The 26,747-nt window shown below is 72.2% G+C and carries 25 protein-coding genes; 12 read left to right on the top strand and 13 right to left on the bottom strand.

Annotation, left to right across the window (positions count from 1 at the left end; all coding sequences use genetic code 11):
• Nucleotides 1-123 precede the first annotated feature (123 nt).
• Both KCQ71_RS15810 and KCQ71_RS15815 read right to left on the bottom strand, forming a co-directional pair.
• The gene (locus KCQ71_RS15810; protein WP_223407603.1) at nucleotides 124-741 is read right to left on the bottom strand and encodes a MarC family protein; all 618 of its coding nucleotides are present in this window, start codon (nucleotides 739-741) and stop codon (nucleotides 124-126) included.
• Nucleotides 738-1,580: a PHP domain-containing protein gene (locus tag KCQ71_RS15815; protein ID WP_223407605.1), complete on the bottom strand. Its 843-nt coding sequence runs from the start codon at nucleotides 1,578-1,580 to the stop codon at nucleotides 738-740. The genes KCQ71_RS15810 and KCQ71_RS15815 overlap by 4 nt, the downstream gene beginning before the upstream one ends.
• An 83-nt stretch (nucleotides 1,581-1,663) precedes the next feature.
• Here KCQ71_RS15815 and KCQ71_RS15820 point away from each other — a divergent pair, with 83 nt between their 5' ends.
• Together KCQ71_RS15820 and KCQ71_RS15825 are read left to right on the top strand one after the other, a co-directional pair.
• On the top strand, nucleotides 1,664-3,166 hold the full coding sequence (locus KCQ71_RS15820; protein ID WP_223407607.1) for an aminopeptidase P family protein: 1,503 nt from the start codon (nucleotides 1,664-1,666) through the stop codon (nucleotides 3,164-3,166).
• Nucleotides 3,163-4,608, top strand: a complete 1,446-nt coding sequence (locus KCQ71_RS15825; protein ID WP_223407609.1) for a DUF2079 domain-containing protein — start codon at nucleotides 3,163-3,165, stop codon at nucleotides 4,606-4,608. Before KCQ71_RS15820 ends, KCQ71_RS15825 begins: the two co-directional genes overlap by 4 nt.
• A gap of 113 nt (nucleotides 4,609-4,721) precedes the next feature.
• Here KCQ71_RS15825 and KCQ71_RS15830 read toward each other — a convergent pair whose 3' ends face one another.
• Nucleotides 4,722-5,216 carry a YflT domain-containing protein gene (locus KCQ71_RS15830; RefSeq protein ID WP_223407611.1) on the bottom strand — a complete coding sequence of 165 codons (495 nt, stop codon included), beginning with the start codon at nucleotides 5,214-5,216 and terminating at the stop codon, nucleotides 4,722-4,724.
• Between the two features lie 85 nt (nucleotides 5,217-5,301).
• On the opposite strand from KCQ71_RS15830, the gene KCQ71_RS15835 reads away from it, so the two are divergent.
• The 3 genes from KCQ71_RS15835 (at nucleotide 5,302) to KCQ71_RS15845 (ending at nucleotide 8,336) form a co-directional block, all read left to right on the top strand.
• Nucleotides 5,302-6,582 carry a magnesium transporter MgtE N-terminal domain-containing protein gene (locus tag KCQ71_RS15835; protein WP_223407613.1) on the top strand — a complete coding sequence of 427 codons (1,281 nt, stop codon included), beginning with the start codon at nucleotides 5,302-5,304 and terminating at the stop codon, nucleotides 6,580-6,582.
• On the top strand, nucleotides 6,575-7,087 hold the full coding sequence (locus KCQ71_RS15840) for a DUF1003 domain-containing protein (protein ID WP_223407615.1): 513 nt from the start codon (nucleotides 6,575-6,577) through the stop codon (nucleotides 7,085-7,087). Before KCQ71_RS15835 ends, KCQ71_RS15840 begins: the two co-directional genes overlap by 8 nt.
• Nucleotides 7,088-7,151: 64 nt before the next feature.
• Complete coding sequence (locus KCQ71_RS15845; RefSeq protein ID WP_223407617.1) at nucleotides 7,152-8,336, top strand: Mrp/NBP35 family ATP-binding protein; 1,185 nt, start codon at nucleotides 7,152-7,154, stop codon at nucleotides 8,334-8,336.
• A gap of 51 nt (nucleotides 8,337-8,387) precedes the next feature.
• Here the strand turns inward: KCQ71_RS15845 and KCQ71_RS15850 are convergent, their stop codons facing one another.
• From KCQ71_RS15850 to KCQ71_RS15870, 5 genes are all read right to left on the bottom strand, one after another.
• Nucleotides 8,388-8,840, bottom strand: coding sequence for a twin-arginine translocase TatA/TatE family subunit (locus KCQ71_RS15850; protein ID WP_223407619.1), 453 nt, complete (start codon nucleotides 8,838-8,840; stop codon nucleotides 8,388-8,390).
• Between the two features lie 19 nt (nucleotides 8,841-8,859).
• Nucleotides 8,860-10,371, bottom strand: coding sequence for a S1C family serine protease (locus KCQ71_RS15855; RefSeq protein WP_223407621.1), 1,512 nt, complete (start codon nucleotides 10,369-10,371; stop codon nucleotides 8,860-8,862).
• Between the two features lie 93 nt (nucleotides 10,372-10,464).
• Nucleotides 10,465-11,355 (bottom strand): anti-sigma factor family protein, encoded by an 891-nt coding sequence (locus KCQ71_RS15860; protein WP_223407623.1) that lies wholly within the window; start codon nucleotides 11,353-11,355, stop codon nucleotides 10,465-10,467.
• The gene (gene sigE, locus KCQ71_RS15865) at nucleotides 11,352-12,002 is read right to left on the bottom strand and encodes an RNA polymerase sigma factor SigE (protein ID WP_223407625.1); all 651 of its coding nucleotides are present in this window, start codon (nucleotides 12,000-12,002) and stop codon (nucleotides 11,352-11,354) included. The genes KCQ71_RS15860 and sigE overlap by 4 nt, the downstream gene beginning before the upstream one ends.
• A 76-nt stretch (nucleotides 12,003-12,078) precedes the next feature.
• A complete protein-coding gene (locus KCQ71_RS15870) occupies nucleotides 12,079-12,819 on the bottom strand; it encodes a tetratricopeptide repeat protein (protein ID WP_223407627.1) in 741 nt (246 codons plus the stop codon).
• A gap of 224 nt (nucleotides 12,820-13,043) precedes the next feature.
• Here KCQ71_RS15870 and KCQ71_RS15875 point away from each other — a divergent pair, with 224 nt between their 5' ends.
• Nucleotides 13,044-13,631, top strand: coding sequence for an O-methyltransferase (locus KCQ71_RS15875; RefSeq protein WP_443683102.1), 588 nt, complete (start codon nucleotides 13,044-13,046; stop codon nucleotides 13,629-13,631).
• Nucleotides 13,632-13,673: 42 nt separating this feature from the next.
• Here the strand turns inward: KCQ71_RS15875 and KCQ71_RS15880 are convergent, their stop codons facing one another.
• The 4 genes from KCQ71_RS15880 to dapE form a co-directional block, all read right to left on the bottom strand.
• On the bottom strand, nucleotides 13,674-15,209 hold the full coding sequence (locus KCQ71_RS15880) for a leucyl aminopeptidase family protein (protein WP_223407629.1): 1,536 nt from the start codon (nucleotides 15,207-15,209) through the stop codon (nucleotides 13,674-13,676).
• Nucleotides 15,210-15,217: 8 nt separating this feature from the next.
• Entirely contained in the window at nucleotides 15,218-15,385 is a 168-nt protein-coding gene (locus KCQ71_RS15885; RefSeq protein ID WP_223407631.1) for a DUF3117 domain-containing protein, read from the bottom strand.
• A 261-nt stretch (nucleotides 15,386-15,646) separates the two neighbouring features.
• Complete coding sequence (locus KCQ71_RS15890; protein ID WP_223407633.1) at nucleotides 15,647-16,453, bottom strand: LOG family protein; 807 nt, start codon at nucleotides 16,451-16,453, stop codon at nucleotides 15,647-15,649.
• A complete protein-coding gene (dapE, locus tag KCQ71_RS15895; RefSeq protein ID WP_223407635.1) occupies nucleotides 16,450-17,607 on the bottom strand; it encodes a succinyl-diaminopimelate desuccinylase in 1,158 nt (385 codons plus the stop codon). The genes KCQ71_RS15890 and dapE overlap by 4 nt, the downstream gene beginning before the upstream one ends.
• A 180-nt stretch (nucleotides 17,608-17,787) precedes the next feature.
• On the opposite strand from dapE, the gene KCQ71_RS15900 reads away from it, so the two are divergent.
• The 3 genes from KCQ71_RS15900 (at nucleotide 17,788) to KCQ71_RS15910 (ending at nucleotide 21,262) form a co-directional block, all read left to right on the top strand.
• A complete protein-coding gene (locus KCQ71_RS15900) occupies nucleotides 17,788-18,855 on the top strand; it encodes a fatty acid desaturase family protein (protein WP_223407637.1) in 1,068 nt (355 codons plus the stop codon).
• Nucleotides 18,856-18,977: 122 nt separating this feature from the next.
• A complete protein-coding gene (locus KCQ71_RS15905; RefSeq protein ID WP_223407639.1) occupies nucleotides 18,978-20,444 on the top strand; it encodes a sugar porter family MFS transporter in 1,467 nt (488 codons plus the stop codon).
• A gap of 98 nt (nucleotides 20,445-20,542) precedes the next feature.
• Nucleotides 20,543-21,262 (top strand): NADPH-dependent F420 reductase, encoded by a 720-nt coding sequence (locus KCQ71_RS15910; RefSeq protein WP_223407641.1) that lies wholly within the window; start codon nucleotides 20,543-20,545, stop codon nucleotides 21,260-21,262.
• Nucleotides 21,263-21,301: 39 nt separating this feature from the next.
• Here the strand turns inward: KCQ71_RS15910 and KCQ71_RS15915 are convergent, their stop codons facing one another.
• The gene (locus KCQ71_RS15915; protein WP_223407643.1) at nucleotides 21,302-22,768 is read right to left on the bottom strand and encodes an NAD(P)H-quinone dehydrogenase; all 1,467 of its coding nucleotides are present in this window, start codon (nucleotides 22,766-22,768) and stop codon (nucleotides 21,302-21,304) included.
• 83 nt (nucleotides 22,769-22,851) lie between these two features.
• On the opposite strand from KCQ71_RS15915, the gene KCQ71_RS15920 reads away from it, so the two are divergent.
• From KCQ71_RS15920 to ilvA, 3 genes are read left to right on the top strand one after another with little or no spacing between them, the layout of a single operon-like run.
• On the top strand, nucleotides 22,852-23,676 hold the full coding sequence (locus KCQ71_RS15920; protein ID WP_249423112.1) for a purine-nucleoside phosphorylase: 825 nt from the start codon (nucleotides 22,852-22,854) through the stop codon (nucleotides 23,674-23,676).
• Nucleotides 23,676-25,451, top strand: coding sequence for a phospho-sugar mutase (locus KCQ71_RS15925; protein WP_223407645.1), 1,776 nt, complete (start codon nucleotides 23,676-23,678; stop codon nucleotides 25,449-25,451). Before KCQ71_RS15920 ends, KCQ71_RS15925 begins: the two co-directional genes overlap by 1 nt.
• Nucleotides 25,448-26,725: a threonine ammonia-lyase IlvA gene (ilvA, locus tag KCQ71_RS15930; protein WP_223407647.1), complete on the top strand. Its 1,278-nt coding sequence runs from the start codon at nucleotides 25,448-25,450 to the stop codon at nucleotides 26,723-26,725. The genes KCQ71_RS15925 and ilvA overlap by 4 nt, the downstream gene beginning before the upstream one ends.
• Nucleotides 26,726-26,747: the final 22 nt, after the last annotated feature.

Raw genomic sequence — 26,747 nt, forward strand, 5'->3', positions numbered from 1 at the left:
GCCGGCCTCCCCCCCCCCCCCCCGGCCGTGGGGCGCGGGGGCGGGCCGCGCGCCCCCCCCCCCCCCCCCCCCCCCGTCTCCTTCGTTTCCCGGCCCGGCCCGGCGAGTCCCCGGTCGGGGGTCTCAGGCGGCCTCGATGAACGCCTGGATGGCGTCCGCGATGAGTTGCACGGCGATCGCCGCGAGCAGCAGTCCGGCGATCCGGGTGACCAGGATGGTGCCGCCGTCACCGAGGACGCGGTGGATGAGCCCCGCGAACCGCATCGCCAGGAACAGGCTCAGGTGCACCGCCAGGATCGCGAGCAGGATCGCGACCCAGTCCTGCACGCTGCCGTCGGAACCCTGCACGGCCAGCATCGACGCCACGATCGCACCCGGCCCGGCGAGCAGCGGCGTGCCCAGCGGGACCAGGGCCACGTTGACCTTGCCGGAGGGCTGTGGCTCCTCGGTCTTGCCGGTGAGCAGATCCATCGCGACCAGGAGCAGCAACAACCCGCCCGAGGCCTGCAGGGCGGGCACCGAGATGTGCAGGAAGTTCAGGATGCCCTGACCGAACAGCACGAACGCCAGGATCACGCCGAACGCCACGAGCACCGCCTGGCGGGCCGCCCGGGCTCGCTGCTTCGCGGTCATCGTGGAGGTGAGGGCGAGGAACACCGGCACCGTGCCGGGCGGGTCCATGATCACGAACAGGGTCAGGAACGTGGTCAGGAAGAGCGTGCCGTCCAGCAAGCCGTTCACGGCCTGACCACCCGGAGCCGGCCCTGCTCCTCGATCCGGGCCAGGACGTCGGCCGTGGTCGTGTTCTCGCCCAGCCGGTTCGGCTTGCCCGCACCGTGGTAGTCGCTCGAGCCGGTCACGAACAGGCCGAGCTCGTCCGCCAGCGCCAGCAGTTCGGCGACGGCGGCCGGCGTGTGGTCACGGTGGTGCACCTCAAGACCGGCGAGCCCGGCCTCGACCATCTCCCGGATCGCCTCGTCGCCGACCACGCGACCCCGCAGCACGGCACGCGGGTGCGCGAAGACGGGCACCCCACCGGCGGCACGGACGAGCCTGACCGCGGCGACGGCGTCGGGCGCGTGATACCGGACGTAGTACGGCCCGGCCGGTGACAGGACCTCGTCGAACGCCGCGGACCGGTCGGTCAGATACCCCTTGGCCACCAGGGCGTCGGCGATGTGCGGGCGCCCGATCGTGGTACCCGGCTGCGCCTGCGCCTGCACGTCCGCCCAGGTCAGGTCGTAGTCGCCGGCGAGCAGGGTGACCATGTCCCGGGCGCGGCTGTCACGGGAGCCACGGGAGGCCTGCAGCTCCCCCGCGAGCGCCTCGTCGTCGGGGTCGTGCAGGTAGCTGAGCAGGTGCACACTCATCCGGCCGGCGCGCGCGGAGATCTCCGTACCACGCACCAGCGCCACCCCCGTCGCGGGGACCTCGGCCGCGGCCTCCGCCCAGCCGGCGGTCGTGTCGTGGTCGGTGAGGGCCACCACGTCCAAGCCGGCCACCGCGGCATCGCGCATCAGCAGGGCCGGCGCGTCGGTGCCGTCGGACACGCGTGAATGCGTGTGCAGATCGATGCGCATGAGGCCCCAGACTAGGGCAGACGAGGGCCTGGATCCCAGCACGTGAGACGCGCGCCGGGCGGCGACAGTGAGACGATGAGCACATGACGTCCGAGCCGACCTCCGAGTCCATCCCCGAGACCAGCGAGCAGGAGCTCGCCGAGCGGGGTTCGAACCGTTCCCAGCGGCCCCAGTCCCAGGCGTTCCGCGAGTTCGTGGGCGCCGACTGGGCCCCGCGCACCGAGCCGGACGTGACCAGGGAGCCGGTGGCCGATCACGCCGCCCGCCGCCGGGACGCGATCTCGGCCGCGTTCTCCGGCGAGCGGCTCGTGGTTCCGGCCGGGCCCCTGAAGGTCCGCTCGAACGACACCGACTACCGGTTCCGCCCGCACTCGGCGTTCGCGCACCTGACCGGCCTCGGCACCGACGAGGAGCCCGACGCCGTCCTGGTGCTGCACCCCGAGGAGATCGGGCACGAGGCGGTGCTGTACTTCCGGCCGCTGGCCGGCCGAGACACCGAGGAGTTCTACGCGGATTCCCGCTACGGCGAGTTCTGGGTCGGCGCCCGCCCCACCCCGGCCGAGCTCGAGACGCGAACCGGGCTGCGCTGCGCCCACATCGACGAGCTCCCCGACGCCATCGCCAAGGACGCCGGCCAGGTGCAGCTGCGGGTGGTGCCCGGCTCCGACACCGCGGTCGAGGCGCTCGTCGAGAGGATCCGGGGCGAGTCCGCCGAGGAGGCCGACGCCGCCCTGGCCGAAGCGCTTTCCGAACTGCGGCTGATCAAGGACGAGTGGGAGGTCGAGCAGCTGCGCGCGGCCGTGGCCGCGTCCGCCGAGGGCTTCGCGGACATCGTCCGGTCGCTGCCCACCGCGGTGGCGCACCCGCGCGGCGAGCGCGTCATCGAGGGCGTCTTCGGGGCGAAGGCCCGCGAGGAGGGCAACGGCATCGGGTACGACACCATCGCCGCCGCCGGGGACCACGCCACCACGCTGCACTGGATCCGCAACGACGGCGCCGTGCGTGCCGGCGAGCTGGTGCTCGTCGACGCCGGGGTGGAGGTGGACTCGCTGTACACCGCGGACATCACCCGCACCCTGCCCGTGGACGGCACGTTCACCGACATCCAGCGCACGATCTACACCGCGGTCCTGGACGCGGCCGACGCCGCGTTCGCCGTCGCCCGCCCGGGCCTGAAGTTCCGGGACCTGCACACCGCGGCCCTGGAGGTGCTCGCCGAGCGGCTCGAGCAGTGGGGACTGCTCCCGGTCGAGGCCTCCGTCGCGATCACCCCCGAGGGGCAGCAGCACCGCCGGTGGATGCCGCACGGCACCAGCCACCACCTCGGCCTGGACGTGCACGACTGCGCGCAGGCCCGCCGGGAGATGTACCTCGACGCCGAGCTCGTGCCTGGCATGGTGTTCACGATCGAGCCGGGTCTGTACTTCAAGGCCGACGACCTCGCCGTCCCCGAGGCCTACCGAGGCATCGGAGTGCGGATCGAGGACGACGTGCTGGTCACCGCTGACGGCGTGGAGAACCTCTCCGCCGCCCTGCCCCGGCGTCCCGAGGACGTCGAGGCCTGGATGGCGTCCCTGGCCCGGTGAGCTCCGCCGTCACCGGGGCCGCGCAGCGCCCGACCCACCGCACGGACGCCGCCGGGTACCGACCACCCGAGCGAGCGCACGTACTCGTGGCGGCCACCGCCGTCGGGCTCTTCACGACTGCCCTCTACACCCTGTTCTCGTGGCGACAGTGGGCGCGGTTCCAGGTGCCGTCGTGGGACCTGGGCATCTTCACTCAGATCCTGCGTGCGTACTCGCAGTGGCGGGCGCCGGTGGTGCCGATCAAGGGCGAGGGCTTCATGATCCTCGGCGATCACTTCCACCCGTTGCTCGTGATCCTGGCTCCGGTGTACGCGGCGTTCGGTTCCGGACTGACGCTGCTCGTGCTGCAGGCGGTCCTGATCGGGCTCTCGACGGCGGTCGTGACCGGTTGCGCGGTCCGGCACCTCGGGCGTCTGCCCGGCGCCTGCCTCGGGCTCGCCTACGGGTTGTCCTGGGGGTTGCAGTCCGCCGTCGCCTCGCAGTTCCACGAGGTGGCCCTGGCCCTGCCGCTCCTGGCGCTGTCCCTGGCCGCGCTGGTGCGCCGCGATCACCGGGCCGCGGCGCTGTGGGCGCTGCCGCTGCTGCTGGTCAAGGAGGATCTCGGGCTCACCGTGGCCGCGATCGGCGTGGTCATCGTGATCCGCGGTGCCCGACGCCTGGGCGCCGCCCTCGCCGTGGGCGGCGTGGCCGCATTCGTGATCACCACCAAGGTGATCCTGCCCGCCCTCAACCCCGACGGCGTATGGGACTACGCGGACGACTCGATCGTCTCGCTGCTGGTCACCGACCCCGGGGCGGCCCTGAACGGGCTGTTCACCGGGGTGGGCAACAAGGCCGCCCTGGTGCTGCTGGTGTTCGGGATCACCGGATTCCTCGCGCTGCGCTCGCCGCTGGCCCTGATCACCCTGCCCACGTTCGCCTGGCGGCTCACGTCGGACGTGCCGTTCCACTGGAGCACCGACTGGCACTACTCGGCCGTGCTCATGCCGGTCGTGTTCCTCGCGGTGGTGGACACGTTCGTCACGGTGCGCGGCGCTCGGCGGTTCGCGGCGCCGATCGGCATCGGCGCCCTCGTGCTGGCGCTCGTGGTCACCGTGTGGTTCCCGCTGTGGCGGCTGACCGACCCGGAGACGTACGCGCCATCCCACCAGGACGCGGCGGCCCGGCAGGTGCTCGCGTTGATCCCGGACGGTGCGGTGGTCGACACCGACATCACGATGATGGCCTACCTCGCGCCGCGCACCGAGGTCTACTGGGTGGGCAACGAGGGCAACCCGGTCCCCGACTACGTGGTGGTCAACCAGTCCTCCGGGATCTACGGCGGGAGCCCGCCGTCCGACGTGGTCGACTACGCGACGTCGAAGTTCCCCGAGGAGACGTTCGTCGAGGTGTTCGCCGAGGACGGCTTCCTGGTCGCCGAGCACGTGGCGGATACCGGCTGAGACGCGGCCCGGGCGCGGATGCTGCCGTCGAGGTAGTCGGGTAGCCGTCGAGGTAGCCGGTTGTTCATGACTTACTCGACGGCTAGGTGACTAACTGGGCGGCGCGCGCCCGATCAACGGGCGAGCGGGTCCTGCTGGGGTGGCAGCTCCGCGAGGAGGGCGCGCGCCCTGTGGGCGCTCTCGGTGAGGCAGAGGACGGCGAACTTGCTGGCCACCACCTGCGAGGACGACGTGAAGTCGCGGCGCCCGCCGGTGAAGGCGTAGGACACCACAGCGAACAGCATCCCGAAGCCGGCACCGATGAGCAGCGCCGGCACGATGGTGGTGAGCAGCGAGCCACCGCCGAAGAGGGAGAGCAGCAGGCCAACGAACAGACCGAAGTAGGCACCGGAGGCGGCCCCTTGCAGCGCCGCCGAGGGATAGGTGCGCCGGCCGGTGATCCGCTCGACCATCTTCAGGTCGGTGCCGACGATGGTCACGGCCTTGACCTCGAACTCCTTGTCCGCGAGGAAGTCGACGGCTCGCTGGGCCTCGAGATAGGTGTCGTAACTGGCGATCTCGTCGCCGCGCGGCTGGGCTCCCCCGCGCGGGTCGGTCGGCGTTCCCATGGGTGGCATACGGGCCATTGTCCCCTGACCGCGTCGCGGCTGTCACCTCGGGCCGCACGCGGTCCGCTGGCATAGGCTGACCGCCGTGAGTACTGCGACGAGCCGGGTCTTCGTGGCCCGCCTGGCCGGCACCGGGGTCTTCGACCCGCTCGGCGACCGGGTCGGGCGTGTGCATGACGTCGTCGTCCTGCTCCGCGTCAAGCTGCCGCCCCGTGCGGTCGGCCTGGTGGTGGAGGTCCCGGGCCGACGGCGGGTGTTCCTGCCGCTCTCGCGCGTCACCTCGATCAACCCGGGCGCCGTGATCACGACAGGTCTGGTGAACATCCGGCGGTTCGAGCAGCGGGCGGCCGAGACCCTGGTGGTCAGCCAGCTCTTCGACCGGCACGTCGCAATGCTCGACGGCTCCGGTGACGTGGCCATCGAGGACGCGGCCATCGAGCAGCAGCGCAACCGGGACTGGCTCATCACGAAACTGTTCGTCCGCCGTCGGACCCCTTCCAAGGGAGGCCTGTTCCGACGCGGCGAGTCCATGGTGATCGACGTCGGGGACGTGCAGCGGCTCGCCCCGACGGAGGAACAGCAGGGCGCCGGTGCGCTCCTGGCCACCATGGAGGACCTCAAGCCCGCGGACCTCGCGGACGTGCTCCACGACCTGCCGGACCGGCGCCGGCTGGAGGTCGCCTCGGCGCTCCCCGACGAACGCCTGGCCGATGTCCTGGAGGAGCTCGGCGAAGACGACCGGGTGTCCATCGTGTCCGCCCTGACCGCGGACCGGGCCGCGGACGTGCTCGATGCGATGCAGCCTGACGACGCCGCCGACCTCATCTCCGAACTGCCCACCCACCGGGCCTCCGAACTCCTGGAGCTGATGGAGCCGGAGGAGGCCGAGGACGTGCGACGCCTGCTCGTCTACGCCGACCACAGCGCCGGTGGCCTGATGACCACGGAACCGATCATCCTGCCGCCGGAGGCCACCGTCGCAACGGCCCTCGCGCACGCCCGCCGCGAGGACATCACCCCGTCGCTGGCCGCGATGGTGTTCGTGGTCCGGCCGCCGCTGGAGACCCCGACCGGGCGGCTGCTCGGTGTCGCACACCTGCAGCGGATGCTGCGCGAGCCCCCGCACGAAGCGATCGGGACGTTCCTGGACAAGGACATCGAGCCGGTGAGCCCCGATGCCGGTATCGGTCGGCTGACCCGGCTGCTGGCGACCTACAACCTGACGGCGTTACCCGTGGTCGACGACGAACGGCGGCTCCTCGGGGCGGTGAGCGTCGACGACGTGCTCGACCACCTGCTCCCCGAGGACTGGCGCGACGCCGACGATGACGTGACCGACCGGGCGATGGGGAATGCGCATGGCTGACGACGACGGCCTGGACACCCCGCTGTCCGCCCGGCGCCGCTGGCTGCCCCGCCGCGGCGAACGGGACAAGGACACCTTCGGGAAGGTGGCCGAGGCGATCGCCATGTTCATGGGGACGCCCCGGTTCCTGCTGTACATGACGGTCTTCTGTTTCGCGTGGCTGGCCTGGAACACCCTGGCCCCGGAGCACCTGCAGTTCGACCCCCGCGCCCTGAACTTCACGCTGCTCACCCTGATGCTGTCGCTGCAGGCCTCCTACTCGGCCCCACTGATCCTGCTCGCGCAGGACCGACAGACGGACCGGGACCGGGTCTCGGCCGAGCAGGACCGGCGCCGCGCCGAGCGCAACCTCGCCGACACCGAGTACCTGGCGCGGGAGATGGCCGCCCTGCGGATGGCCCTGAACGACGTGGCCACCCGGGACTTCGTCCGTGGCGAGCTGCGCTCGCTGCTGGAGGACCTCCAGGCGGAGCGGGTCGATGAGACGGCCGAGGAGAAGGGCTGAGAGGCCGCTCACACCTGCTCGCGGGCCGGGCCGGGGACGCGTGGGGCGGGCTTAGACTCGAAGCATGTCAGCGTCACCTTCCCCGGCCCCGTCCGCCAGCTCCCATGCCGCCGCGGCACCTACCGAGGAACGTGTCCACGAGGCACTGAAGACGGTCCTGGACCCCGAGATCCGCCGGCCGATCACGGACCTGGACATGGTCCGCGGCGTCCAGATCGACGCAGGCGGGGACGGCGCGGTGGTGACCGTCGGTATAGCCCTGACCACCTCGGGCTGCCCGCTGCGGGACACGATCATCTCCGACGTCACCGCCGCCGTCGAGAAGGTCGGGGGCGTGGCCCGTGTGGTCGTGGACATGACCGTGATGACCGACGACGAACGCACCGCCCTGCGCATGAAGCTGCGCGGCGGCGTCGCGGAGCCGGTCATCCCGTTCTCCCAGCCGGACAACCTCACCCGGGTGTACGCCGTCGCCTCCGGCAAGGGCGGCGTCGGCAAGTCCACGGTGACCGCGAACCTGGCCGCGGCGATGGCCGCCGACGGCCTCAAGGTGGGCGTCCTGGACGCCGACGTGTACGGCTTCTCGATCCCCCGGATGCTCGGCGTCGAGCACTCTCCCACGAAGGTCGACGACATGATCCTGCCCCCGGTCGCCGGGGACGTGAAGGTCATCTCGATCGGCATGTTCACCCAGCCCGGCCGACCGGTGGTGTGGCGTGGACCGATGCTGCACCGAGCCCTGCAGCAGTTCCTCGCGGACGTGTTCTGGGGCGACCTGGACGTGCTGCTGCTGGACCTACCGCCGGGTACCGGTGACATCGCCATCTCGGTGGCCCAGCTGCTGCCGAACGCGGAGCTGCTCGTGGTCACCACCCCGCAGCTCGCGGCCGCCGAGGTCGCCGAGCGGGCGGGCTCGATGGCGCAGGCCACCTCGCAGAAGGTGGTCGGCGTGATCGAGAACATGTCCTGGCTGGAGCAGAGCGACGGCTCCCGCCTGGAGATCTTCGGGGCCGGCGGAGGGCGGCGCGTCGCCGAGGAGCTCGGCAAGATGCTCGGGACCGACGTGCCGTTGCTCGGTCAGATCCCGCTCGAGGTGGCCCTGCGTGAGGGCGGGGACAGCGGTGAGCCCACGGTGGGCACCGCGACCGACTCCCCCGCCGCGGACGTGCTGCGCGACATCGCGCGCACCCTCGGGCATCGCTCCCGCGGCCTGGCCGGCCGCAAACTGGCTATCTCGCCGATCGGCTGACAGCCCGGTCCAGGTCTGGGCCGGTCCGCCCGCTCAGCGGGCCGGGGAAGGTCAGGTGGCCTCGTCGTCGAACGGCGCCGCCAACATCGCCGCACCGACCAGGGCGTCGTCGGTGACCACCTCGGAACCCGAGGCCGTCGCCACACCCGAGGCCGTGGCCACCGCCGTGCCCGCCGCCGCCGCCACCGTGCCGGCGGCGGTCGCGGCCGTGGTTCGGGCCGGCTTCGGCTTGGCCGACTTGCTCGAGAACGGGGTGTCGTCGAGCAGTGCCTCGCGCACGATCCGGCGGGGGTCGTACTTGCGCGGGTCGAGCTTGGCCAGGTCGATGTCGCCCATCTCCGGGCCGAGCTCTTCCTTGACCATCTGGGTGGCACCGGTCGCCATCTGCTTCAGCTGGCGCACGAGACGGCCCAGCTGTTCGGCATAGGTCGGCAGTCGCTCGGGGCCGATGACGACCGCAGCGATGACGATGAGGATGAGGATCTCCTCAGCGTTGAGATTCACGAGCCCATGCTACCTGTCACTACTCACTCTCCCGTTCGCCGAGGGTGACCTCGATCTCCCGCTCCCCGCCGTCCTCCAGGAGCGTCAGGGTGATGACGTCCCCCGGGGCGTGGGACCGGATCTTCACGATGAGCTCATCGGCGGTCGTCACCGGCTCGCCGTCGATGGCGACGATCACGTCGCCGGCCTGGAGCCCGGCCTCATCGGCTGGGCCGTCCGGCGTGACCGGGTCCACCCCGTCGGCCTCGTCGGCGGGCACGACCTGCACGCCCTCGCCGGTGTAGTCCCCGGTGAGCGTGGCCCCGATGATCGGGTAGGTGGCTCGCCCGGTCTCGATGATCTGCTCGGCGGTGCGGCGCACCTGCACGCTCGGGATCGCGAACCCGAGGCCGATCGCACCGGCCTGCTCGTCCGTCGCGATCGCCGTGTTCACGCCGATCACCTCACCGGCGGCGTTCACGAGCGGCCCACCGGAGTTGCCGGGGTTGATCGCGGCATCGGTCTGGATCGCGTTGATGAAGCTGCGGTCGGTGCCGCCGGTCACGCTGACCGGGCGGTCCAGGGCACTCACGATGCCGGCCGTGACCGTGCCCTCCAGGCCGAGCGGGGCACCGATCGCGACGACGGGCTCACCGACCACGACGGCGTCGGAGTCCCCGAGCACGAGCGGGGTCAGGTCATCGCGGTCCACCCGCAGCACGGCGAGGTCGTAGTCGGACGTGGATCCGATGACCTCGGCCTCTTCCTGCGATCCGTCCGGGAAGACGACGATGACCTGGCCGGCGCCGTTGTTCGCGGCGGCGATCACGTGCGCGTTGGTGACCACGTAACCGTCCTCGCGGAGCACGAACCCGCTGCCGGTGCTCCCGCCCGCGCCGGTGCGCACCTCGATGTAGACGGTGCTGGGCAGGACCCCGGCGGCGATGCCGGCCACCGAGTCCGGGTTCATAGCGCCGCCGGCCGACCCGCCGGAACCCGTGGTGACGTCCGACGTCGGCATCCCCGAGCCCGTCGAACGGTCCGGGAACAGCGCTCGCCCGCCGATGATCCCGCCGAGGACCCCCAGAAGCAGGCACAGGGCCATCAGGAGCGCGACCACGCCCGCCGGGACGCCCCGTCGCCGGGGTCGGGGCCGGGCGGCGGTGTCCGCAGGCGGTGGGCCCGCCTGGTGGGGGCCGAGCGGTCCGGGACCCGAGCCGGTGGTGTGCTGCGCGAAGCCCGGCAGGGTCTCGTTGGTGTGCTGGGTGCCGTTGGTCTGCTGGCCGTGCTGCACGAAGCCCGACGGCGGGTGCCCGGCTGCGGCCTGCGGGCTCGGCTCCGAGCGGCGGCCGGGCACGGCGTAGCCGGCCTGGTTGGGCGACGACCACGCCGCTGTCGGCGTCGACGCGGGTGGGGTGTGTGGGATCCCCGAGCCCGGGCCCGCCGCGGGTGGGGGTGGCTGGGCGCCCGAGGTCGGTGCCCATGCGACGTCCGCCGCCGGGCGCGGGCGGGGCTCACCCGGGGCGCCGGTCCCCTCCTCGGATGTGGTCATGGGGTCCATTGTGACGTGCCCGGAGCCCGGTCGGGACCCCGCCGCCGCAGGGTGCATCCACGCACGTCGCCCACCGCGGTCAGCACGCGCCGGTCAGAACGCCGGGATCAGGTCGGACAGGGTCGTGGTCACCCGGTCGACGACGGTGCCGCCGCCGGCCGGCAGTTGCTCGATGAACTCGTGCGCGGCGCCCGGGTCGGTGCCGGAACTGACGACGACGACGGAGTCATCGCACTGGACGACCCACCACTCGCCGGAGACGAGGTAGACGGTGTGCTCGCCGATCCGGGTCGGCTCCAGCGGTGCAAGCATCGCCGGGTCGAGCACCCCGTGCTGTTCCAGGACCATGACCTGCTGGCTCGACCCGGGCATGCCGATGGTGACCTGCAGGATCTCGCCGGTCTCGGGTGCCGGCGGCAACAGGCCGACGGCCTGGATGACCATGCCCGCGGGGAGTTCGTCGGGAGCCGCCCAGCCCGACTCGATGATCCAGTCGGTGCGGGACCGATCGTCGTCCGCCTGGGCGGCGGCCGGTGCGAGGGAGTTCGTGGCGCCGGACAGGGCGCCACCGGCGTCCATGAGCGGGGCGAGGTCATCGACCCGGCGCGGCTGCTCCCCGAGCACGAACAGGGCGAGGGCGAACACCCCGAGCGAAGCGACGGCACCCGTCAGCACCCTGGTCCGGAGCGGATGGGAAGTGCCGGTGGACCGCCGTGCCGGCGCTGCGAGGGTCGGGGCGTCGAGCTTGGGCCCGACCGGGCCGGGACTCTGGCCGGGGATCTGCAGGGCGAGCAGACGGGCGGTCAGGTCCTCACTCGGGCGAGCATCGCCGGCGGACCGGGCCGCCGAACGCCAGGAGCGTTCCTCGGCGACCTCGGCGCGGCACTGCGCGCAGGCGGCCACGTGAGCCATGGCACGCTCGGCCTTGGCCGCCGGCAGCTGACCGTCGATGAGCGGGGAGATCAGCGGTCCGAGATGGCTCACCGGTCCTCCTCGTGAGCGGCCGCGACCGCCTGGGGCGAGCGATGGGCCAACTCCTTGCGCAACTGGGCCCGGCCTCGGTGGATCCGGGACCGGACCGTGCCCATCGAGATACCGAGGGTGGCGCCGATCTCCTCGTACGACAGTCCCTCGATATCGCACAACACCACGGCCGCGCGGTACTGCGGCTTGAGGACATCGAGCGCGCGCTGGACGTCCAGGTCGAGGTTCTCGTGTTCGTAGCCGCGCTCGGGTGACCCGCGTTCCCCGACCTCGGGGATCCACTCGGCGGCCTGGCCGAGCGCGTCGAATCGAATCCGCTTCTTGCGCCGCTGACCGTCCAGGAACAGGTTCGTGGTGATGCGGTGCAGCCAGCCCTCGAACGTGCCCGGCTTGTAGGAGTGCAGCGAGCGGAACACCCGCACGAAGACCTCCTGGGTGAGGTCCTCGGCATCGGCCCGGTTCCCGGTGAGCCGGAAGGCGAGGCGGTAGACCCGGTCGGAGTTCTCGCGGACCACGCGTTCCCACGTCGGCGGTTCCCAGAGTGGCTCGGTGGCCCCGGTGGTCGTCAGGTCCCTGGCCACCGGCGCCGTCGACTCACCGATCAGCTCTGCGACGTCGGTCTGGGCCACCACCGGCTGCTCCTCCATGATTCGTCGAGTCTAGTTCGGCTACCTGAGAACTCCCTGGGAGAACGAACGGGGCCGCCGCCAGGTTCCGGCCGGGTCAGGAACGCAGCGGATCCGTCAGCAGCGCGATCTCGGCGTCGACGTCCTCGTCATCGATCCCCGCGGCGATCAGGTCCTCCTTGAGGGCGCGCTGCATCGCCAGGGCCTGCGTCCGGCGGCCGAGGAGGCGCAACGCCCACGCGACCATCCATCGGGCGATCTGTTCCTCGCGGGCCTGCCCGGCGTCGCGGCGGATCTGCTGCGCCTGCCGGAACACCTCCAGCGCGGTGCCCGGATCACCCGCGTCGACCAGCGCGCAGCCGAGGTTGTTCAGCAGGCTCGCCTCCCAGCGCCGGGCCCGCGGGTCGGTCGCCGTGCGCGCGATGCCGAGGGCCTCCCGGTTCGCGGCCACCTGCGCCTCGGGGGTCTCGGCGATCAGCGCCAGCATGTGCAGCGCATCGATCCGGAGTGCTTCCAGCCCCGCCGCTTCCGCCAGATCGGCTGCCGTCCGCAGCGGCTCCGGGTCGGGCCGACCGGCGCTCCGGCGCAGCCGGCCTCGTTCGAGTGCCACCCGCACCACGACCTCGGGACCACGGTCCACAGCGTTGGTCGCAGCATCGAGTGACTCGAGGAGACGCTCCGCCTCGTCGTACCGGCCGGCCATGCCGAGGGCGCGAGCGAGTTGGGTGGTCAGCACGTCCCGCTCCGCACCGTCGGCGCGCACGATCGCGGCCCGGAACCGGTCGGCACTGCCGGTGGGGTCCTCGAAGTCCCAGAGCGCGTCGATGTTCCTCGCCACGAGCGACCTCCCTCCTCGCCCGGCACCGAGACGGTTGCCGCGCTCGAGCGTGGTGACCTCGACGGCCGACCCGGACCGCAGAAACCTGCTCTCGGTCCCAGCGGGATGGCGACACGCCCGCCCGTCTGCGGTAACGATACGATCCAGTCCCTAGACACGCATCCACCGGGAGGCCCACCATCGCTGCCGACAAGGCCCAGAGCTGGGCCTACTCCGAAGACTTCATCACCGAATCCGAGGCCGCCGCAGAAGCCCGCGCCCGCGCCGAGGAGTTCGGCATCGCCGCCGTGTCCACGGGAACCGGTGCCGCGCTGCGCCTGCTGGCGGCCGCATCCCACGCCCGCGCGGTCGCCGAGATCGGTACCGGGACGGGCGTGTCCGGCCTGTGGCTGCTGGACGGGATGGACCCCGAGGGCGTGCTGACCACGATCGACGTCGAGGTCGAGCACCAGCGCGCCGCCAAGGAGGCCTTCGCCGCGGCCGGGATCCGCGCGACCCGCACCCGACCGATCTCCGGGCGGGCCCTTGACGTGCTGCCGCGGCTGGCGGACGCCGCCTACGACCTGGTGTTCATCGACGCCGAGCCGTCCGAGGCCGGCGACTACGCCGACCAGGCCGTGCGGATGCTGCGTAGCGGTGGCTCCCTGGCCGTCACCGACGCGCTCTGGCACGACCGCGTGGCCGACCCGGCCCGCCGGGACGAGGCGACCGTGGCGATGCGGGAACTGGGCCGCCGCCTCCGCGAGGACGAACGGCTGATCCCGGCGCTGCTGCCCAGCGGCGATGGGCTCCTGGTGGCCGTCAAACGCTGAGGCGAGGCGTCACGCGTCTGGCGGCGTCGAGGACAAGCGCAATCAGGACAAGGACTGCAGCCAGGCGAACAGCACGCGGGCGCCGAACCCGGTGGCACCCTCACTGATCTCGTGCTCGGTCTTCGCCGAACGCGCCGGACCGGCGATGTCGAGGTGCGCCCAGGGGGTGTCCCCGACGAAGTGCTGCAGGAACAGCGCCGCCGTGATCGACCCTCCGGAGGTGTGCGGGTCGGTACCGATGTGGGACAGGTCCGCGATCGCCGAGTCGAGCGCGTGCCGGTACTCCTCCACGAGCGGCATCGGCCAGAGCGCCTCACCGGCTCGGTCGCCGGCGGCCACGAGTGCGTCGCGCAGGTCGTCGCGGGTGGCGTAGAGCGCACCGTGCCGCTTGCCCAGGCCGAGGCTGGCGGCGCCGGTCAGGGTGGCGATGTCCACGAGCACCCTCGGCTCGTACTCCCGCCTGGCCCACGCCATCGCGTCCGCGAGCACCATCCGCCCCTCGGCGTCGGTGTTCCCGATCTCGACCGTGGTGCCGTCCACCATGCGGAGCACGTCACCGGGCCGGTAGGAGTCACCGGAGAACGCGTTCTCCGCGAGTGGCAGGACACCGATCACGCGGATCGGCAGCTCGGCCCGGGCGGCGCCGAGCACCGCACCGAGCACGGCCGCGGCACCAGCCATGTCCGTCTTCATCGCGATCATCGCATCCCGCGGCTTGATGGAGATGCCGCCGGAGTCGAAACTGATGCCCTTGCCGACGATGACCACCGGGTCGCCGGTCGCGCCGGCGGGGTTGTGGTCCACGGTGACCAGGCGAGGCGGGGTGGCCGAGCCGCGCCCGACGGCGAGGATCCCGTTCAGGCCGTGCTTGGCCAGCCAGGCCTCGGTGCGCACGGTGACCTTGACCGACCGGGTGCCGCGGGCGCGCGTGCGGACCTGGTCGGCGAGCCACTGCGGGTTCTTCACGTTCGAGGGGGTCGCCGCAAGGGTGCGGGTGAGCAGGGTGGTACCCGCGGCGATCTGCGCCTGCGCCACCGCGTCCGGATCGGCGTCGCCGACGAGCGTGACCCGGTTCACCGGTGCGCTCGGCCCGGTCCCGGTCCCCGTCCAGGGCGGCCGGTAGGAGGCGAGCAGGACTCCCTCCACGAGCGGCCGGACCTGGTCGTCGACGCCGTCCGCGGCCAGCGAGGTGACCAGGGCCTGCGTCCCCACGGTGATCCGCGCGGCAGCGGCGCCGGCTCGGCGCATGGCGACGGCGGACTCGTCGCCCACACCGACGAACACGATCCGGCCGGGCAGTCCCTGCCAGGGCGACGGCGCACCCGTGAGCACCGGCAAGGTCACGCTGACCGCCTCGCCCGCGGCTCCGGTGGAACCGGACCGGGCGGCGAGGTCGTACAGGTCGACCTCGTACGCCGCCGCGGCGTCGGCGACGCCTGCGCGGGGCTGCAATTCGCCGTCGTCCGGCCGGGCCGGAGCGATCGGCAGCGCGAGCACCGCCGAGGGACCGAACTCGGCGAGCAGTTCCCGGCTCAGCGGCCCCGGGCGGACGTCGAGCTCGGGACTCGCCTGCGCCATCGGGTGCGTCAGCCGGCGACGGCGCTCAGCGCGGCGCTGAGCTCGCTCGCCTCGGTGGCGTTCAGCTCGACGACGAGCCGACCTCCGCCCTCAAGCGGAACGCGCATGATGATGCCCCGACCCTCCTTGGTGACCTCGAGCGGTCCGTCACCGGTCCTGGGCTTCATGGCGGCCATGGGCAAACTCCCTGCTGTCATCGGGTGGTGCGCCCTCACGGTTCGAGGCAACGTTGTCTGCCGACGTCCCCGGAGTGGTGCTCTGCTGGGCCCATTCTATGCCAGTTCGTGGCGTCGGCTCTGCCGCACCCCCGATCCGCCCGGTGGAGACGAGCCAGGTGACGACGAGCACGGCGACGATCACCAGCGCGAACACGCCGGTGACCCACGTCACCCAGCTCATGCGTCAGCCATGACCGGACGAGCACCTCGCGGCGGTCCTCATTCCGGCCCCACGGCGCCGGCGCGGGACGCCGCCGCCTGGGCCGCGGCGAGCTCCTCGCGGCGGCGGCTCCGATTGGCGTTCAGCACGATCTCGACGGCCTCGCGCGGGTCGTCGGTGATGTGCATCAGGTCCAGATCGTGCGAGGAGATCGTGCCTCGGTCCACCAGCGTGTCCTTGAGCCAGTCGATCAGGCCGGCCCAGAACGCCGTGCCGATGAGGACGATCGGGAACCGCTTGACCTTGGTCGTCTGCACGAGGGTCAGCGCCTCGAAGAGCTCGTCGAGGGTGCCGAAGCCACCCGGGAGCACGATGAAGCCCTCGGCGTACTTCACGAACATGGTCTTGCGGGCGAAGAAGTAGCGGAAGTTCACCCCGAGGTCCACGTACTCGTTCATGCCCTGCTCGAACGGCAGCTCGATGCCGAGGCCCACCGACGTGCCACCGGCCTCGTGGGCGCCCTTGTTCGCACCCTCCATCACGCCGGGGCCACCGCCGGTGATCACCGCGTACCCGGCCTCGACGATGTGGCCGGCCACCTCGCCGGCGAGCGCGTACTCCGGGTCCTCGGGCTTGAACCGGGCCGATCCGAACACGCTGATCGCGGGTCCGAGCTCGGCGAGGGCGCCGAAGCCCTCCACGAACTCGGCCTGGATGCGCATCACCCGCCACGGGTCCAGGTGCAGCCAGTCGGCGCCCTCGGCTGGTTCGAGCAGCCTCTCGTCGGTGGTCTTCTCCGGGATCAGCTTGCCCCGCAGCCGCACCGGGCCCTTCCGGTAGTTCCCGCGGTTGTTCGTGGTGCTCATCGGCGTTCCATTCCGTCTTGGGCGTCGTCGTGACCCGACGTCACCGGTGTACTCAACCACGCCGCGAGTGCCCGCGTGCAGGTGCTGATCTCGTCGACGGCCACCTGTTCGTCATCGGCGTGGGCGAGCATCGGATCGCCGGGGCCGAAGTTCACGGCAGGGATCCCGAGTTCGGTGAACCGGGCCACGTCCGTCCAGCCGTACTTCGGCCCGGCCACGCCGCCGGTCACGGCAGTGACCGCCTGCAGGAAGTCGACGGCGGCCGGGTGGTTCAGCCCCGGCCGGGCGCCCGCTGCGGCGTCGACGAGGGTGACATCGAACGAGTCGAACACCTCCTGCACGTGCGCGAATGCCTGCTCCGGGGTGGCCGACGGCGCAAACCGGTAGTTCACGGTCACCACACACTCGTCCGGGATCATGTTGCCTGCGATGCCGCCGCTGATCGCCACCGCGTTCAGCCCTTCCCGGTACACCAGCCCGTCCACGTCCACCTCGGCAGGGGTGTACCGGGCGAGCCGGTGCAGCACCTCGGCCGCGTCGTGGATGGCGTTGTGCCCCTTCCAGGCCCGGGCCGAGTGCGCGGTGGTGCCGTGGGTCCGGATGTCGGCCCGGAGGGTGCCGTTGCAGCCACCCTCGATCCCCCCGGCGGTGGGTTCCCCGAGCACCGCGAAGTCCGCGGCGAGCCACTCCGGATGGGTGCGGACCACGCGGCCCAGGCCGTTCAGGTCCGCCTCGACCTCCTCGTGGTCGTAGAACACCCAGGTGACGTCCTTGCCCGGCTCGGGCAGTGTCATGGCCAGGTACAGCGCGACGGCGACCCCGCCCTTCATGTCGACCGTGCCGCGCCCCCAGAGCAACGGTCCACCGTCGGGCGCGGTGCGCAGCTGGGTCGGCAGGTTGCCCTGGATCGGCACGGTGTCCAGGTGTCCGGCGATCACCACCCGTTGTGCCCGGCCGAGCCGGGTCCGCGCCAACACCGTGTCGCCGTCGCGCAGCACCTCCAGGTGCGGGGCCGATCTGAGCAGTGCCTCCACCGCATCGGCGAGGGCACGTTCGTCGCCGCTGACGCTGGGGATGTCACAGATCGCGCGGGTCAGGGCGACCACGTCGGCGATCGCCGGATCGGGCAGGCGCACGGGCGCAGGTTCGAGCATGTTCGCGAGCCTAACGGCCGATGCCTGGCGGCGGGCATCCGCCGGCTCGCCGCCGGGGCGGCAATGGGGCTACCCCTACCTCGGTTCGGGTGCCGCCCTGATCGCCCGGCGTCGGATCTCCGCAGAGGCTGGAGACACACCCCTTCCCGGCCATGCGCCCAGACCTCAGAACGGACACACATGACAGTCGCCGCGCCCTCCCGCCCACATGCCCGACCGACCAGCGACTACCACGAGCTGGCCCGCCAGGTCCGGGAGGCGGGCCTGTTGCGCCGTCGGCCGCTCTACTACGCCGCGAAGATGTCCGGACTGCTGGCGGCGTACGTGGTGACCGGGTGGGCGTTCGTGACCATCGGTGCGTCCTGGTGGCAGCTCGCTCTCGCCGTCGGGCTCGGGGTGCTGCTGACCCAGACCGCCTACCTCTCCCACGATGCCGCGCACCGGCAGATCTTCACGTCCGGTCGGGCGAACGACTGGGCGGCGCTGGTGATCTCGGACCTGTTCGTCGGGCTGAGCCACGGCTGGTGGCAGCGCAAGCACTCGCGCCACCATGCGAAGCCGAACCAGATCGGTGCCGATCCGGACATCGGGACCGGCGCGCTGGTGTTCATCCCCGAGGACGTTCCGACCCGCCGTGGCTTCGCCGCGTGGTTCGTTCGCCGGCAGGGCTGGCTGTTCTTCCCGTTGATCACCCTGGAGGGTCTGGCCCTGCACGTGACCGCGATCCGTACCGTGTTCGGACGCGAGCCGGTCAAGCACCGGGCCGTGGAGATCACGTTCCTGCTGGTGCGGATCGTCGGCTACCTGACCGCCGTGTTCTGGGTCCTGCCGGTCGGCATGGGAGTGGCGTTCGTGGGCGTCCAGCTCGCCGTGTTCGGCTTCTACATGGGTGCCACGTTCGCGCCGAACCACAAGGGGATGCCCCTCGTCCCGGCGGACGTCCGCATCGACTTCCTGCGCCGACAGGTGCTCATGTCCCGCAACATCTCCGGCTCGCGCGTGGTGGACGTGGCGATGGGCGGGCTGAACCACCAGATCGAGCACCACCTGTTCCCGAGCATGCCGCGCCCGAGTCTGCGCCGCGCGAAGCCGATGGTCCGCGCGTACTGCGCGGCGCGGGGGATCACCTACACCGAAACCACCCTGCTCGGGTCGTACCGGATCGTGGTGCGCTACCTCAATGACGTCGGACTGGGCCGGATGGACCCGTTCGAGTGCCCGGTGACGGCACAGTTCCGGACCCGGTGAGCCGGTGCCGCGCGGCGCCACACCGCGCGGCCACCGGCCATCTGCCCTAGCCTGCCTGGAGCGAGAGAACCGGGCGAGACCGGGGCGAACACGCACCGTGCCTGGTCCGTTGGGGAGGGCCAATGTCAGCGAGTGAGCACGGTGACGCACCCGCGGTGAGCCGGCTGAACGCCCGGATCATCGGGATCTGTATCGCGGCGGCCGTCGGGGGCTTCCTGTTCGGCTTCGACACCGCGGTCATCAACGGCGCGGTCGACGCGCTCGCCGGCGAGTTCGACCTCGGCGCCGGCCTGAAGGGGTTCGCGGTCTCCTCGGCGCTGATCGGGTGCGCCGTCGGCGCCTGGTTCGCCGGGCCGGTGGCGAACAAGCTCGGGCGGGTCCCGGTGATGCTGATCGCATCCGTCCTGTTCCTGATCTCGGCGATCGGCTCCGGCCTCGCGTTCGGGGTGTTCGACCTGATCATCTGGCGGGTGATCGGTGGCTTCGGCGTCGGCGCAGCCTCGGTGATCGCCCCCGCCTACATCGCCGAGGTCTCCCCCGCCCACGTCCGCGGCCGCCTCGGGTCGCTCCAGCAGCTCGCGATCGTCACCGGCATCTTCGTGGCCCTGCTCTCCGACGCACTGCTCGCCAACACCGCGGGCGGAGCCGCCGAGGAGCTGTGGTTCGGTCAGGCGGCGTGGCGGTGGATGTTCCTGGCGGAGGCCATCCCGGCGGTGCTCTATGGCGTGTTCGCGCTGCGCCTGCCCGAGTCGCCACGGTTCCTGGTGGCCCGCGGCGAGTATGACAAGGCCTCCGCCGTGCTGCACGACTTCACCGGCGTGGTCGAGGTGAACCTCAAGATCGAGGAGATCAAGAAGACCCTGAACCAGGAGAAGAAGGAGTCGCTGAGTGACCTGCGCGGGCGCCGGCTCGGACTCAAACCGATCGTCTGGGTCGGCATCCTGCTCTCGGTCTTCCAGCAGTTCGTCGGCATCAACGTGATCTTCTACTACTCCACGACGCTGTGGCGGTCGGTCGGCTTCGGGGAGTCCGACGCACTCACCATCACGGTGATCACGTCCGTCACGAACATCCTGGTCACGATCGTGGCCATCCTGCTCGTGGACCGGGTCGGGCGTCGCCCGATGCTGCTGGTCGGCTCGGTCGGCATGGCCCTGTCCCTCGGCCTGATGGCGGTGGCGTTCTCGTTCGCCACCATCGTCGACGCCGGTGACGGCACCACCACCGCCGAGCTCGCGGCGCCGTGGTCCACGGTCGCGCTGGTCGCAGCGAACGTGTTCGTGGTGGCGTTCGGTGCCACCTGGGGACCGCTCGTGTGGGTGCTGCTCGGCGAGATCTTCCCCAACTCCATCCGCGCCGGCGCGCTCGCCGTCGCGGCCGCGGCGCAGTGGGCGGCGAACTTCCTGGTCTCGACCACGTTCCCGGTCCTGGCCGACGTCGGCCTCACCCTCGCGTACGGCATCTACGCCGTGATGGCCGCACTCTCGTTCTTCTTCGTCTGGTTCAAGATCCCCGAGACGAAGGGACGGGAACTGGAGGACATGGACGAGAACCTCGTGGTCCGCCGAGGACGCATCCAGGCGACCTGAAGACCTCGCACCGGCGTCACCGGGTGGCGCGCGCGGAATAGTCCCTGCCGCCGCGAGTGTTGAGCCGTACGAACCCAGTACCGACCCGGAGCCGCCCCGTGAGTGACCCTGCCCAGTCCGCCGACCATCCCGACGACGACGGGCACCGTGTCCCGACCGGCGCCGACGGTGACGTTGGCACCGTGGCCATCCTCGGTGCCGGCCGGGTGGGCACGGCCATCGCCCGGGTGGCGATGAGGGCCGGCTACCAGGTCCGGCTCGCCGCGTCCGGCGACCCCGCGCTCATCGACCTGATCGCGCAGATCATGGCGCCCGGGGCAGTGACGACCACGGCGGCCGACGCGGTCACGCCCGCGGAGCTCGTCGTCCTGGCCCTGCCGCTGGGCAAACATGCCACGCTCGACGGCGACGCCCTCGCCGGCAAGGTCGTCGTGGACGCCATGAACTACTGGCCGAGCACGGACGGTCGCAACCCCGAGCTCGAGGCCGCGCCGAGCACCTCGGAGGTGGTCGCCCGCCACCTGACCCGCTCCGCGGTCGTCAAGACGCTCAACCACATCGGCTACCACGACCTCGAGGAACATGGGCTTCCGGCGGGTGCCCCGGGCCGGCGCGCCCTCGGCGTCGCCGGCGACGACCCGGACGCGACGGCGCTCGTGCGCGGATTCGTGGACCGGCTCGGCTTCGACCCCGTCGACGCGGGTGACCTCGCCGCCGGGGTGCACCTGCAGCCGGGCACGCCGATCTTCAACGGGAGCCACGACGCCACGGCCCTGTCGACGCTCCTACGCGAGGCACCTGCCGCCGTCGGGCACTGAGACCTTCGACCGGCGGCGCGGGCAACCGCGGCGGGCCGGTCAGCCGCGAGCGTCGTGCAGCGTACGGGCCGCCTCCGCGATCGTGCCGGACAGCGACGGGTAGACCGTGAACGCGCTGGACACCTGGTCCACGGTCAGCCGGTTGCTGATCGCGAGGGTGATCGGGAAGATCAGCTCGCTGGCCCGCGGCCCTACGACCACACCGCCGATGACCAGCCCCGAGGCGCGGTGGGAGAACATCTTGACGAAGCCCTCGCGGATGCCGAGCATCTTCGCGCGCGGGTTGCGGGCCAGCGGCAGTGTGGTGATCGCGCCACGCACCTCACCGGAGGTGATCCGGTGCTCGGGGATGCCGACGGTGGCGATCTCCGGGGCCGTGAACACGTTCGCCGACACCTGGCTCAGGTCGAGCGGGGAGACGGCGTCCCCGAGGGAGTGCCACATGGCGATCCTGCCCTGCATGGCCGCGACCGAGGCGAGGGCGAGCACCCCGGTGCAGTCGCCGGCCGCGTAGACGCCCCGCGCCGTGGTCCGTGAGACCCGGTCCACCTGGATGTGGCCGGACTCGCTCACCTTCACCCCGGCGCCCTCCAGCTCCAGGCCCTCGGTGTTCGGGACGGCACCGACGGCGATCAGGCAGTGCGAGCCCTGCACGACGCGGCCGTCCGCGAGGTCCACCTCGACGCCGTCGCCGACGCGCCGGGCCCCTGCTGCCCGCGAGCGCGAGAGCACCTCCATGCCGCGGCGCTTGAACACGGTCTCGATGAGCTCGGCGGCGTCCGGGTCCTCCCCCGGTAGCACCCGGTCCCGGCTGGACACCAGGACCACGTCGGCGCCGAGCCCGTTGTAGGCGCCGGCGAACTCGGCGCCGGTGACGCCCGAGCCCACCACGATCAGCCGCTCGGGCACCTCGGTCAACTGGTACAGCTGGGTCCAGTTCAGGATGCGTTCGCCGTCGGGCTCGGCCGTCGGCAGCACCCGGGGGCGGGCGCCGGTGGCGAGCAGCACCACGTCCGCGGGCAGCCGCTGGTCGCCGTAGCCGGTGCTCGCGATCACCGCGCTCGGGCCGTCCATGCGCCCCTCACCGTCCACCAGGGCGACGCCCTCGCGCTCCAGGCGGGTGCGGATGTCCGCCGACTGCGCCTTGGCGAGGTTCAGCACGCGCGCGTCGACGGTCGCGAAATCCGCCTCGAAGGAGCCGGCATGGCCACCGGTGGGCCGGATCCCGAGGTCCGCAGCCTCCTCGGTGACCGTCATCCACTCCGCGGTGGCGATCAGGGTCTTGGAGGGCACCACGTCGGTCAGGACCGCGGACCCGCCCATGCCCTGCCGCTCCACCACGGTGACCTCGGCGCCGAGCTGCCGGGCCACGAGCGCGGCCTCGTAGCCGCCGGGGCCCCCGCCGATGACCACCACCCGGGAGCCCTCACGGGTCGATGACCTCCCGACTCCGGACGCGGGCTCGGTGGTCGTGGGCGAAGTCGGGGTGCTCGTCACGTGGGACATTGTGCCGTGACGCAGGTAGGTTCGGCATCGTGAGCAGTACCGACGCCCCCGTGACCTCTCCCGATCCCGGCCCTGGCACCGACCTGGACGACCCGGCGACCGACCCGTTCGATGCGGCTGCGGCGGCCGCCGCAGCGATCACCGCCCGCAGTGGTGTACCCCACCATGACGTCGCCCTCGTCCTCGGATCCGGGTGGGGCGAGGCGGCGAACGTGCTCGGCGAGACCGTCGCCGAGTTCACCGCCGAGGACATCCCCGGCTTCTCCCGGTCCGGGGTGGCCGGGCACGCCGGCACCCTCCGCTCGGTGCGGTTCACCGGCGCCGACGGTGAGATCCGCCACGCCCTGGTGCTCGGCGCCCGGACGCACTACTACGAGGGCCGCGGCGTGCGGCGGGTGGCGCACGGGGCGCGCACCGCGGCGGCCGCCGGCGCCCATACGATCGTGCTCACGAACGGGTGCGGCGGCCTGCACCGCGGGTGGGTTCCGGGTACGCCCGTGCTGATCAGCGACCACCTCAACCTCACCGGCGCCTCGCCGCTCGAGGGCCCGACCTTCGTGGACCTCACCGACCTGTACTCGGCCCGCCTGCGCGAGGTGGCGAGGTCCGTGGACGACACCCTCGACGAGGGCGTCTACACCCAGTTCCGCGGCCCCCACTACGAGACGCCCGCCGAGGTGTCGATGGTCAAGCGGCTCGGCGGCGACCTGGTCGGCATGTCCACCGCGTTGGAGGCGATCGCGGCCCGGCACGCCGGGCTGGAGGTCCTCGGGATCTCGCTGGTCACGAACCTGGCCGCCGGCATCTCGCCGATACCGCTGTCCCACGCGGAGGTCCTCGACGCCGGGGTCGCCGCCGGTCCGCGGCTCGGCGCGCTGCTGGCCGAGATCGTCCGCAGGATCGCGTGATGAGCGATCTGGTCACCGCCGCTCGGGCGTGGATCGACGACGACCCGGATCCGGCCACCGCGGACGAGTTGCGGGAACTGCTCGACCACGCCCTCGGCGACGGGTTCAGCACCGGCGAGCAGCGGGTGGCCCTGGCCGAGCTCGCGGACCGGTTCTCCGGGCCGCTGGAGTTCGGCACCGCCGGGCTGCGTGGTGCCCTCGGCGCCGGCCCGCACCGGATGAACCGGGCCGTGGTGATCCGGGCCGCAGCCGGGCTGGTGCGCTACCTCACCGACGCCCTCGGCACGGCCCCTCGCGTCGTCATCGGCTACGACGCCCGGTTCGGCTCCAGTGACTTCGCCGCGGACACCGCGGACGTGGCTGCGGCCGCGGGCGGGCACGCGTATCTGCTGCCCGCGGCGCTGCCCACCCCGGTCCTGGCGTTCGCGGTGCGGCACCTCGACGCCGACGCCGGCGTGATGGTCACCGCCTCCCACAACCCGCCCCAGGACAACGGGTACAAGGTCTATCTCGGTGGCCGGGTGGTCACGGACGCCGGGCAGGGTGCCCAGATCGTGCCGCCTGCGGACGCGGAGATCTCCGCCCGGATCGCGCGGGTGCCCTCCGTCGCGTCGGTGCCCCGGTCGGCGGCCGACGCCGCCGCGGCCGGCGGCGTCCGCGAGGTGCTCGGTACCGACATCGTCGACGCGTACGCCGCCCGGGCCACGGCCCTGGTGCCCGACGGCGTCCCTCGCGAGCTGCGCATCGTCCTCACCCCGCTGCATGGCGTGGGTGGCGCCCTCGCCGGGCGGGTGCTGGCGCAGGCGGGCTTCGCGGACGTCACGCTCGTCGCCGAGCAGGCCGATCCCGACCCGACGTTCCCGACCGTGGCGTTCCCGAACCCGGAGGAACCCGGCGCCCTCGACCTCGCCCTCGCCACCGCGGCGCGGGTGGGCGCGGACCTGATCATCGCCAACGACCCGGATGCGGACCGTTGCTCGGTGGCGGTTCCCGACGCCGCCACGGCCACCGGCTGGCGTCAGCTCACCGGCGACGAGGTCGGTGCCCTGCTCGGGGAGCAGGCGGCCGTCGAGGCGGCCGGCCGTGTGACCACCGCGGGCAACCAGGCCGCCGCGTCCGGTCCGGGGGTTCTGGCGAACTCGGTCGTGTCCTCCCGGTTGCTGGCGGCCATCGCCGCGCACCACGGGCTCGCGCACCGGGTCACGCTCACCGGCTTCAAGTGGATCAGCCGGGTGGACGGGCTCGTCTTCGGTTACGAGGAGGCCCTCGGCTATTGCACCGACCCGGCCGCCGTGCGGGACAAGGACGGCATCACGGCAGCGGTCCGGATCGCCGCGCTGGCCGCGGACCTGCACGCTCGCGGACGCACCCTCACCGACGGGCTCGACGACCTGGCCCGGCGCCACGGCCTGCACGCGACGGCGCCGCTGTCCGTCCGGGTCGCGGACCCCAGCCTCATCGCCGCCGCCCAGGACCGGCTCCGCAAGGCGCCGCCGACCACCCTGGCGGGCTCCGCCGTCGCCGAGGTCGTGGACCTGGCCGAGGGAAGTGCCGACCTGCCGCCCACGGACGGGCTGATCTACCGGACCGAGGCGAACGACCGCGTCATCGTGCGGCCGAGCGGCACCGAACCGAAGATCAAGTGCTACCTCGAGGTGATCGAGCCGGTCGCGCCGGGTGCGGACCTCGGTCCGGTACGAGCGCGGGCGGCGAGCCGCCTGGAGCTGCTGAAGGCGGATATCGCCGCGGCGGCCGGGCTGGTCATTCCTGCATGAGCGCCGTCGCAGCCGACTCGGTCACCGCGACCGGGGTCCGGGAGGCCGCCCAACGCATCCAGCACGCCGTGCACCGGACCCCGCTGCAGCGCTGGGAGCGGATGAGCGAGTCCACCGGCGCCACGGTGCTGCTCAAGCGCGAGGACCTGCAGACCGTGCGGTCCTACAAGGTGCGCGGGGCGTTCAACCTGATGCTGCGGCTGGACGCCGTTGAGCGGGAGCGGGGGGTGGTGTGCGCGAGCGCCGGGAACCACGCCCAGGGGGTCGCGAAGGCCTGCCAGGAGCTGCGGATCCGGGGCCGGATCTACGTGCCGCGGACCACGCCGACGCAGAAGCTGGACCGGATCGCCTCCCTGGGCGGGGACTACGTGACGATCGTGTCCACCGGCTCCACCTACGACGAGGCGTCCGCGGCCGCGGCGCAGTTCGCGCGCACCGACGGCGCCGTGCAGGTGCACCCCTTCGACGACGCGCGCACCATCATCGGGCAGGGCACCGTCGCCAAGGAGATCCACGACCAGCTCGGTCGCAGCCCGGACGTGGTGGTCATCCCGGTCGGTGGCGGCGGCCTGCTCGCCGGTATGGGCACCTACCTCGCGGACGCCTGCCCGACGACCCAGGTGGTCGGGATCGAGCCGGACGGGGCGGCGTCGATGGCGGCCGCCCTGACCGCGGGCGGGCCGGTCACCCTGGCGGACATCGACACGTTCGTCGACGGCGCTGCCGTGCGCCGGGTGGGTGCGCTCAGTTACGCGGTGGTCGCCAAGCTGGGCGCACCGGTGCGCCGGCTCGCCGAGGGGCGCGTGTGCACCGAGATGCTCGAGCTCTACCAGACCGAAGGCATCATCACCGAGCCCGCGGGTGCGCTGGCGCTCGCCGCCGTCGGGCCGGTCGGCTCCGGGGCGACGGTGGAGGTCGCGCCCGGGTCCACCGTGGTGTGCCTGCTCTCCGGCGGGAACAACGACATCTCCCGGTACGCCGAGGTGGTCGAGCGCTCCCTCGTCTATCAGGGCCTGCGGCACTACTTCGTGGTCGATTTCCCGCAGGAACCCGGCGCCCTGCGCGCCTTCCTGGACTCGGTGCTCGGCCCGGACGACGACATCTCGCTGTTCGAGTACACGAAACGCTCGAACCGGGAGACCGGCCCGGCGTTCGTGGGGCTGACGCTCGGGTCGGCCGACGGCTACGAGCCGCTGCTGGCCAGGATGGACGCCTCCAGGCTCACCTACCGGGTGATCGCCCCGGACTCGCCGCTGTTCCGGTTCTTCGCCTGAGTCCGCGACCACCCGCGGTGCG

Source organism: Occultella gossypii, assembly GCF_019947135.1.
Classification (GTDB): domain Bacteria; phylum Actinomycetota; class Actinomycetes; order Actinomycetales; family Beutenbergiaceae; genus Occultella; species Occultella gossypii.

Bases quoted from the DNA above. Each gene is read 5' to 3' on its own strand.
- KCQ71_RS15845 (WP_223407617.1), top strand. From the start codon at position 7,152: ATGTCAGCGTCACCTTCCCCGGCCCCGTCCGCCAGCTCCCATGCCGCC.
- KCQ71_RS15915 (WP_223407643.1), bottom strand. From the start codon at position 22,768: ATGTCCCACGTGACGAGCACCCCGACTTCGCCCACGACCACCGAGCCC.
- sigE (WP_223407625.1), bottom strand. From the start codon at position 12,002: ATGGAGGAGCAGCCGGTGGTGGCCCAGACCGACGTCGCAGAGCTGATC.
- KCQ71_RS15815 (WP_223407605.1), bottom strand. From the start codon at position 1,580: ATGCGCATCGATCTGCACACGCATTCACGCGTGTCCGACGGCACCGAC.
- KCQ71_RS15855 (WP_223407621.1), bottom strand. From the start codon at position 10,371: ATGACCACATCCGAGGAGGGGACCGGCGCCCCGGGTGAGCCCCGCCCG.
- KCQ71_RS15890 (WP_223407633.1), bottom strand. From the start codon at position 16,453: ATGAGCACCACGAACAACCGCGGGAACTACCGGAAGGGCCCGGTGCGG.
- KCQ71_RS15840 (WP_223407615.1), top strand. From the start codon at position 6,575: ATGGCTGACGACGACGGCCTGGACACCCCGCTGTCCGCCCGGCGCCGC.
- KCQ71_RS15900 (WP_223407637.1), top strand. From the start codon at position 17,788: ATGACAGTCGCCGCGCCCTCCCGCCCACATGCCCGACCGACCAGCGAC.
- ilvA (WP_223407647.1), top strand. From the start codon at position 25,448: ATGAGCGCCGTCGCAGCCGACTCGGTCACCGCGACCGGGGTCCGGGAG.
- dapE (WP_223407635.1), bottom strand. From the start codon at position 17,607: ATGCTCGAACCTGCGCCCGTGCGCCTGCCCGATCCGGCGATCGCCGAC.
- KCQ71_RS15820 (WP_223407607.1), top strand. From the start codon at position 1,664: ATGACGTCCGAGCCGACCTCCGAGTCCATCCCCGAGACCAGCGAGCAG.
- KCQ71_RS15925 (WP_223407645.1), top strand. From the start codon at position 23,676: ATGAGCGATCTGGTCACCGCCGCTCGGGCGTGGATCGACGACGACCCG.
- KCQ71_RS15880 (WP_223407629.1), bottom strand. From the start codon at position 15,209: ATGGCGCAGGCGAGTCCCGAGCTCGACGTCCGCCCGGGGCCGCTGAGC.
- KCQ71_RS15905 (WP_223407639.1), top strand. From the start codon at position 18,978: ATGTCAGCGAGTGAGCACGGTGACGCACCCGCGGTGAGCCGGCTGAAC.
- KCQ71_RS15830 (WP_223407611.1), bottom strand. From the start codon at position 5,216: ATGGGAACGCCGACCGACCCGCGCGGGGGAGCCCAGCCGCGCGGCGAC.
- KCQ71_RS15885 (WP_223407631.1), bottom strand. From the start codon at position 15,385: ATGGCCGCCATGAAGCCCAGGACCGGTGACGGACCGCTCGAGGTCACC.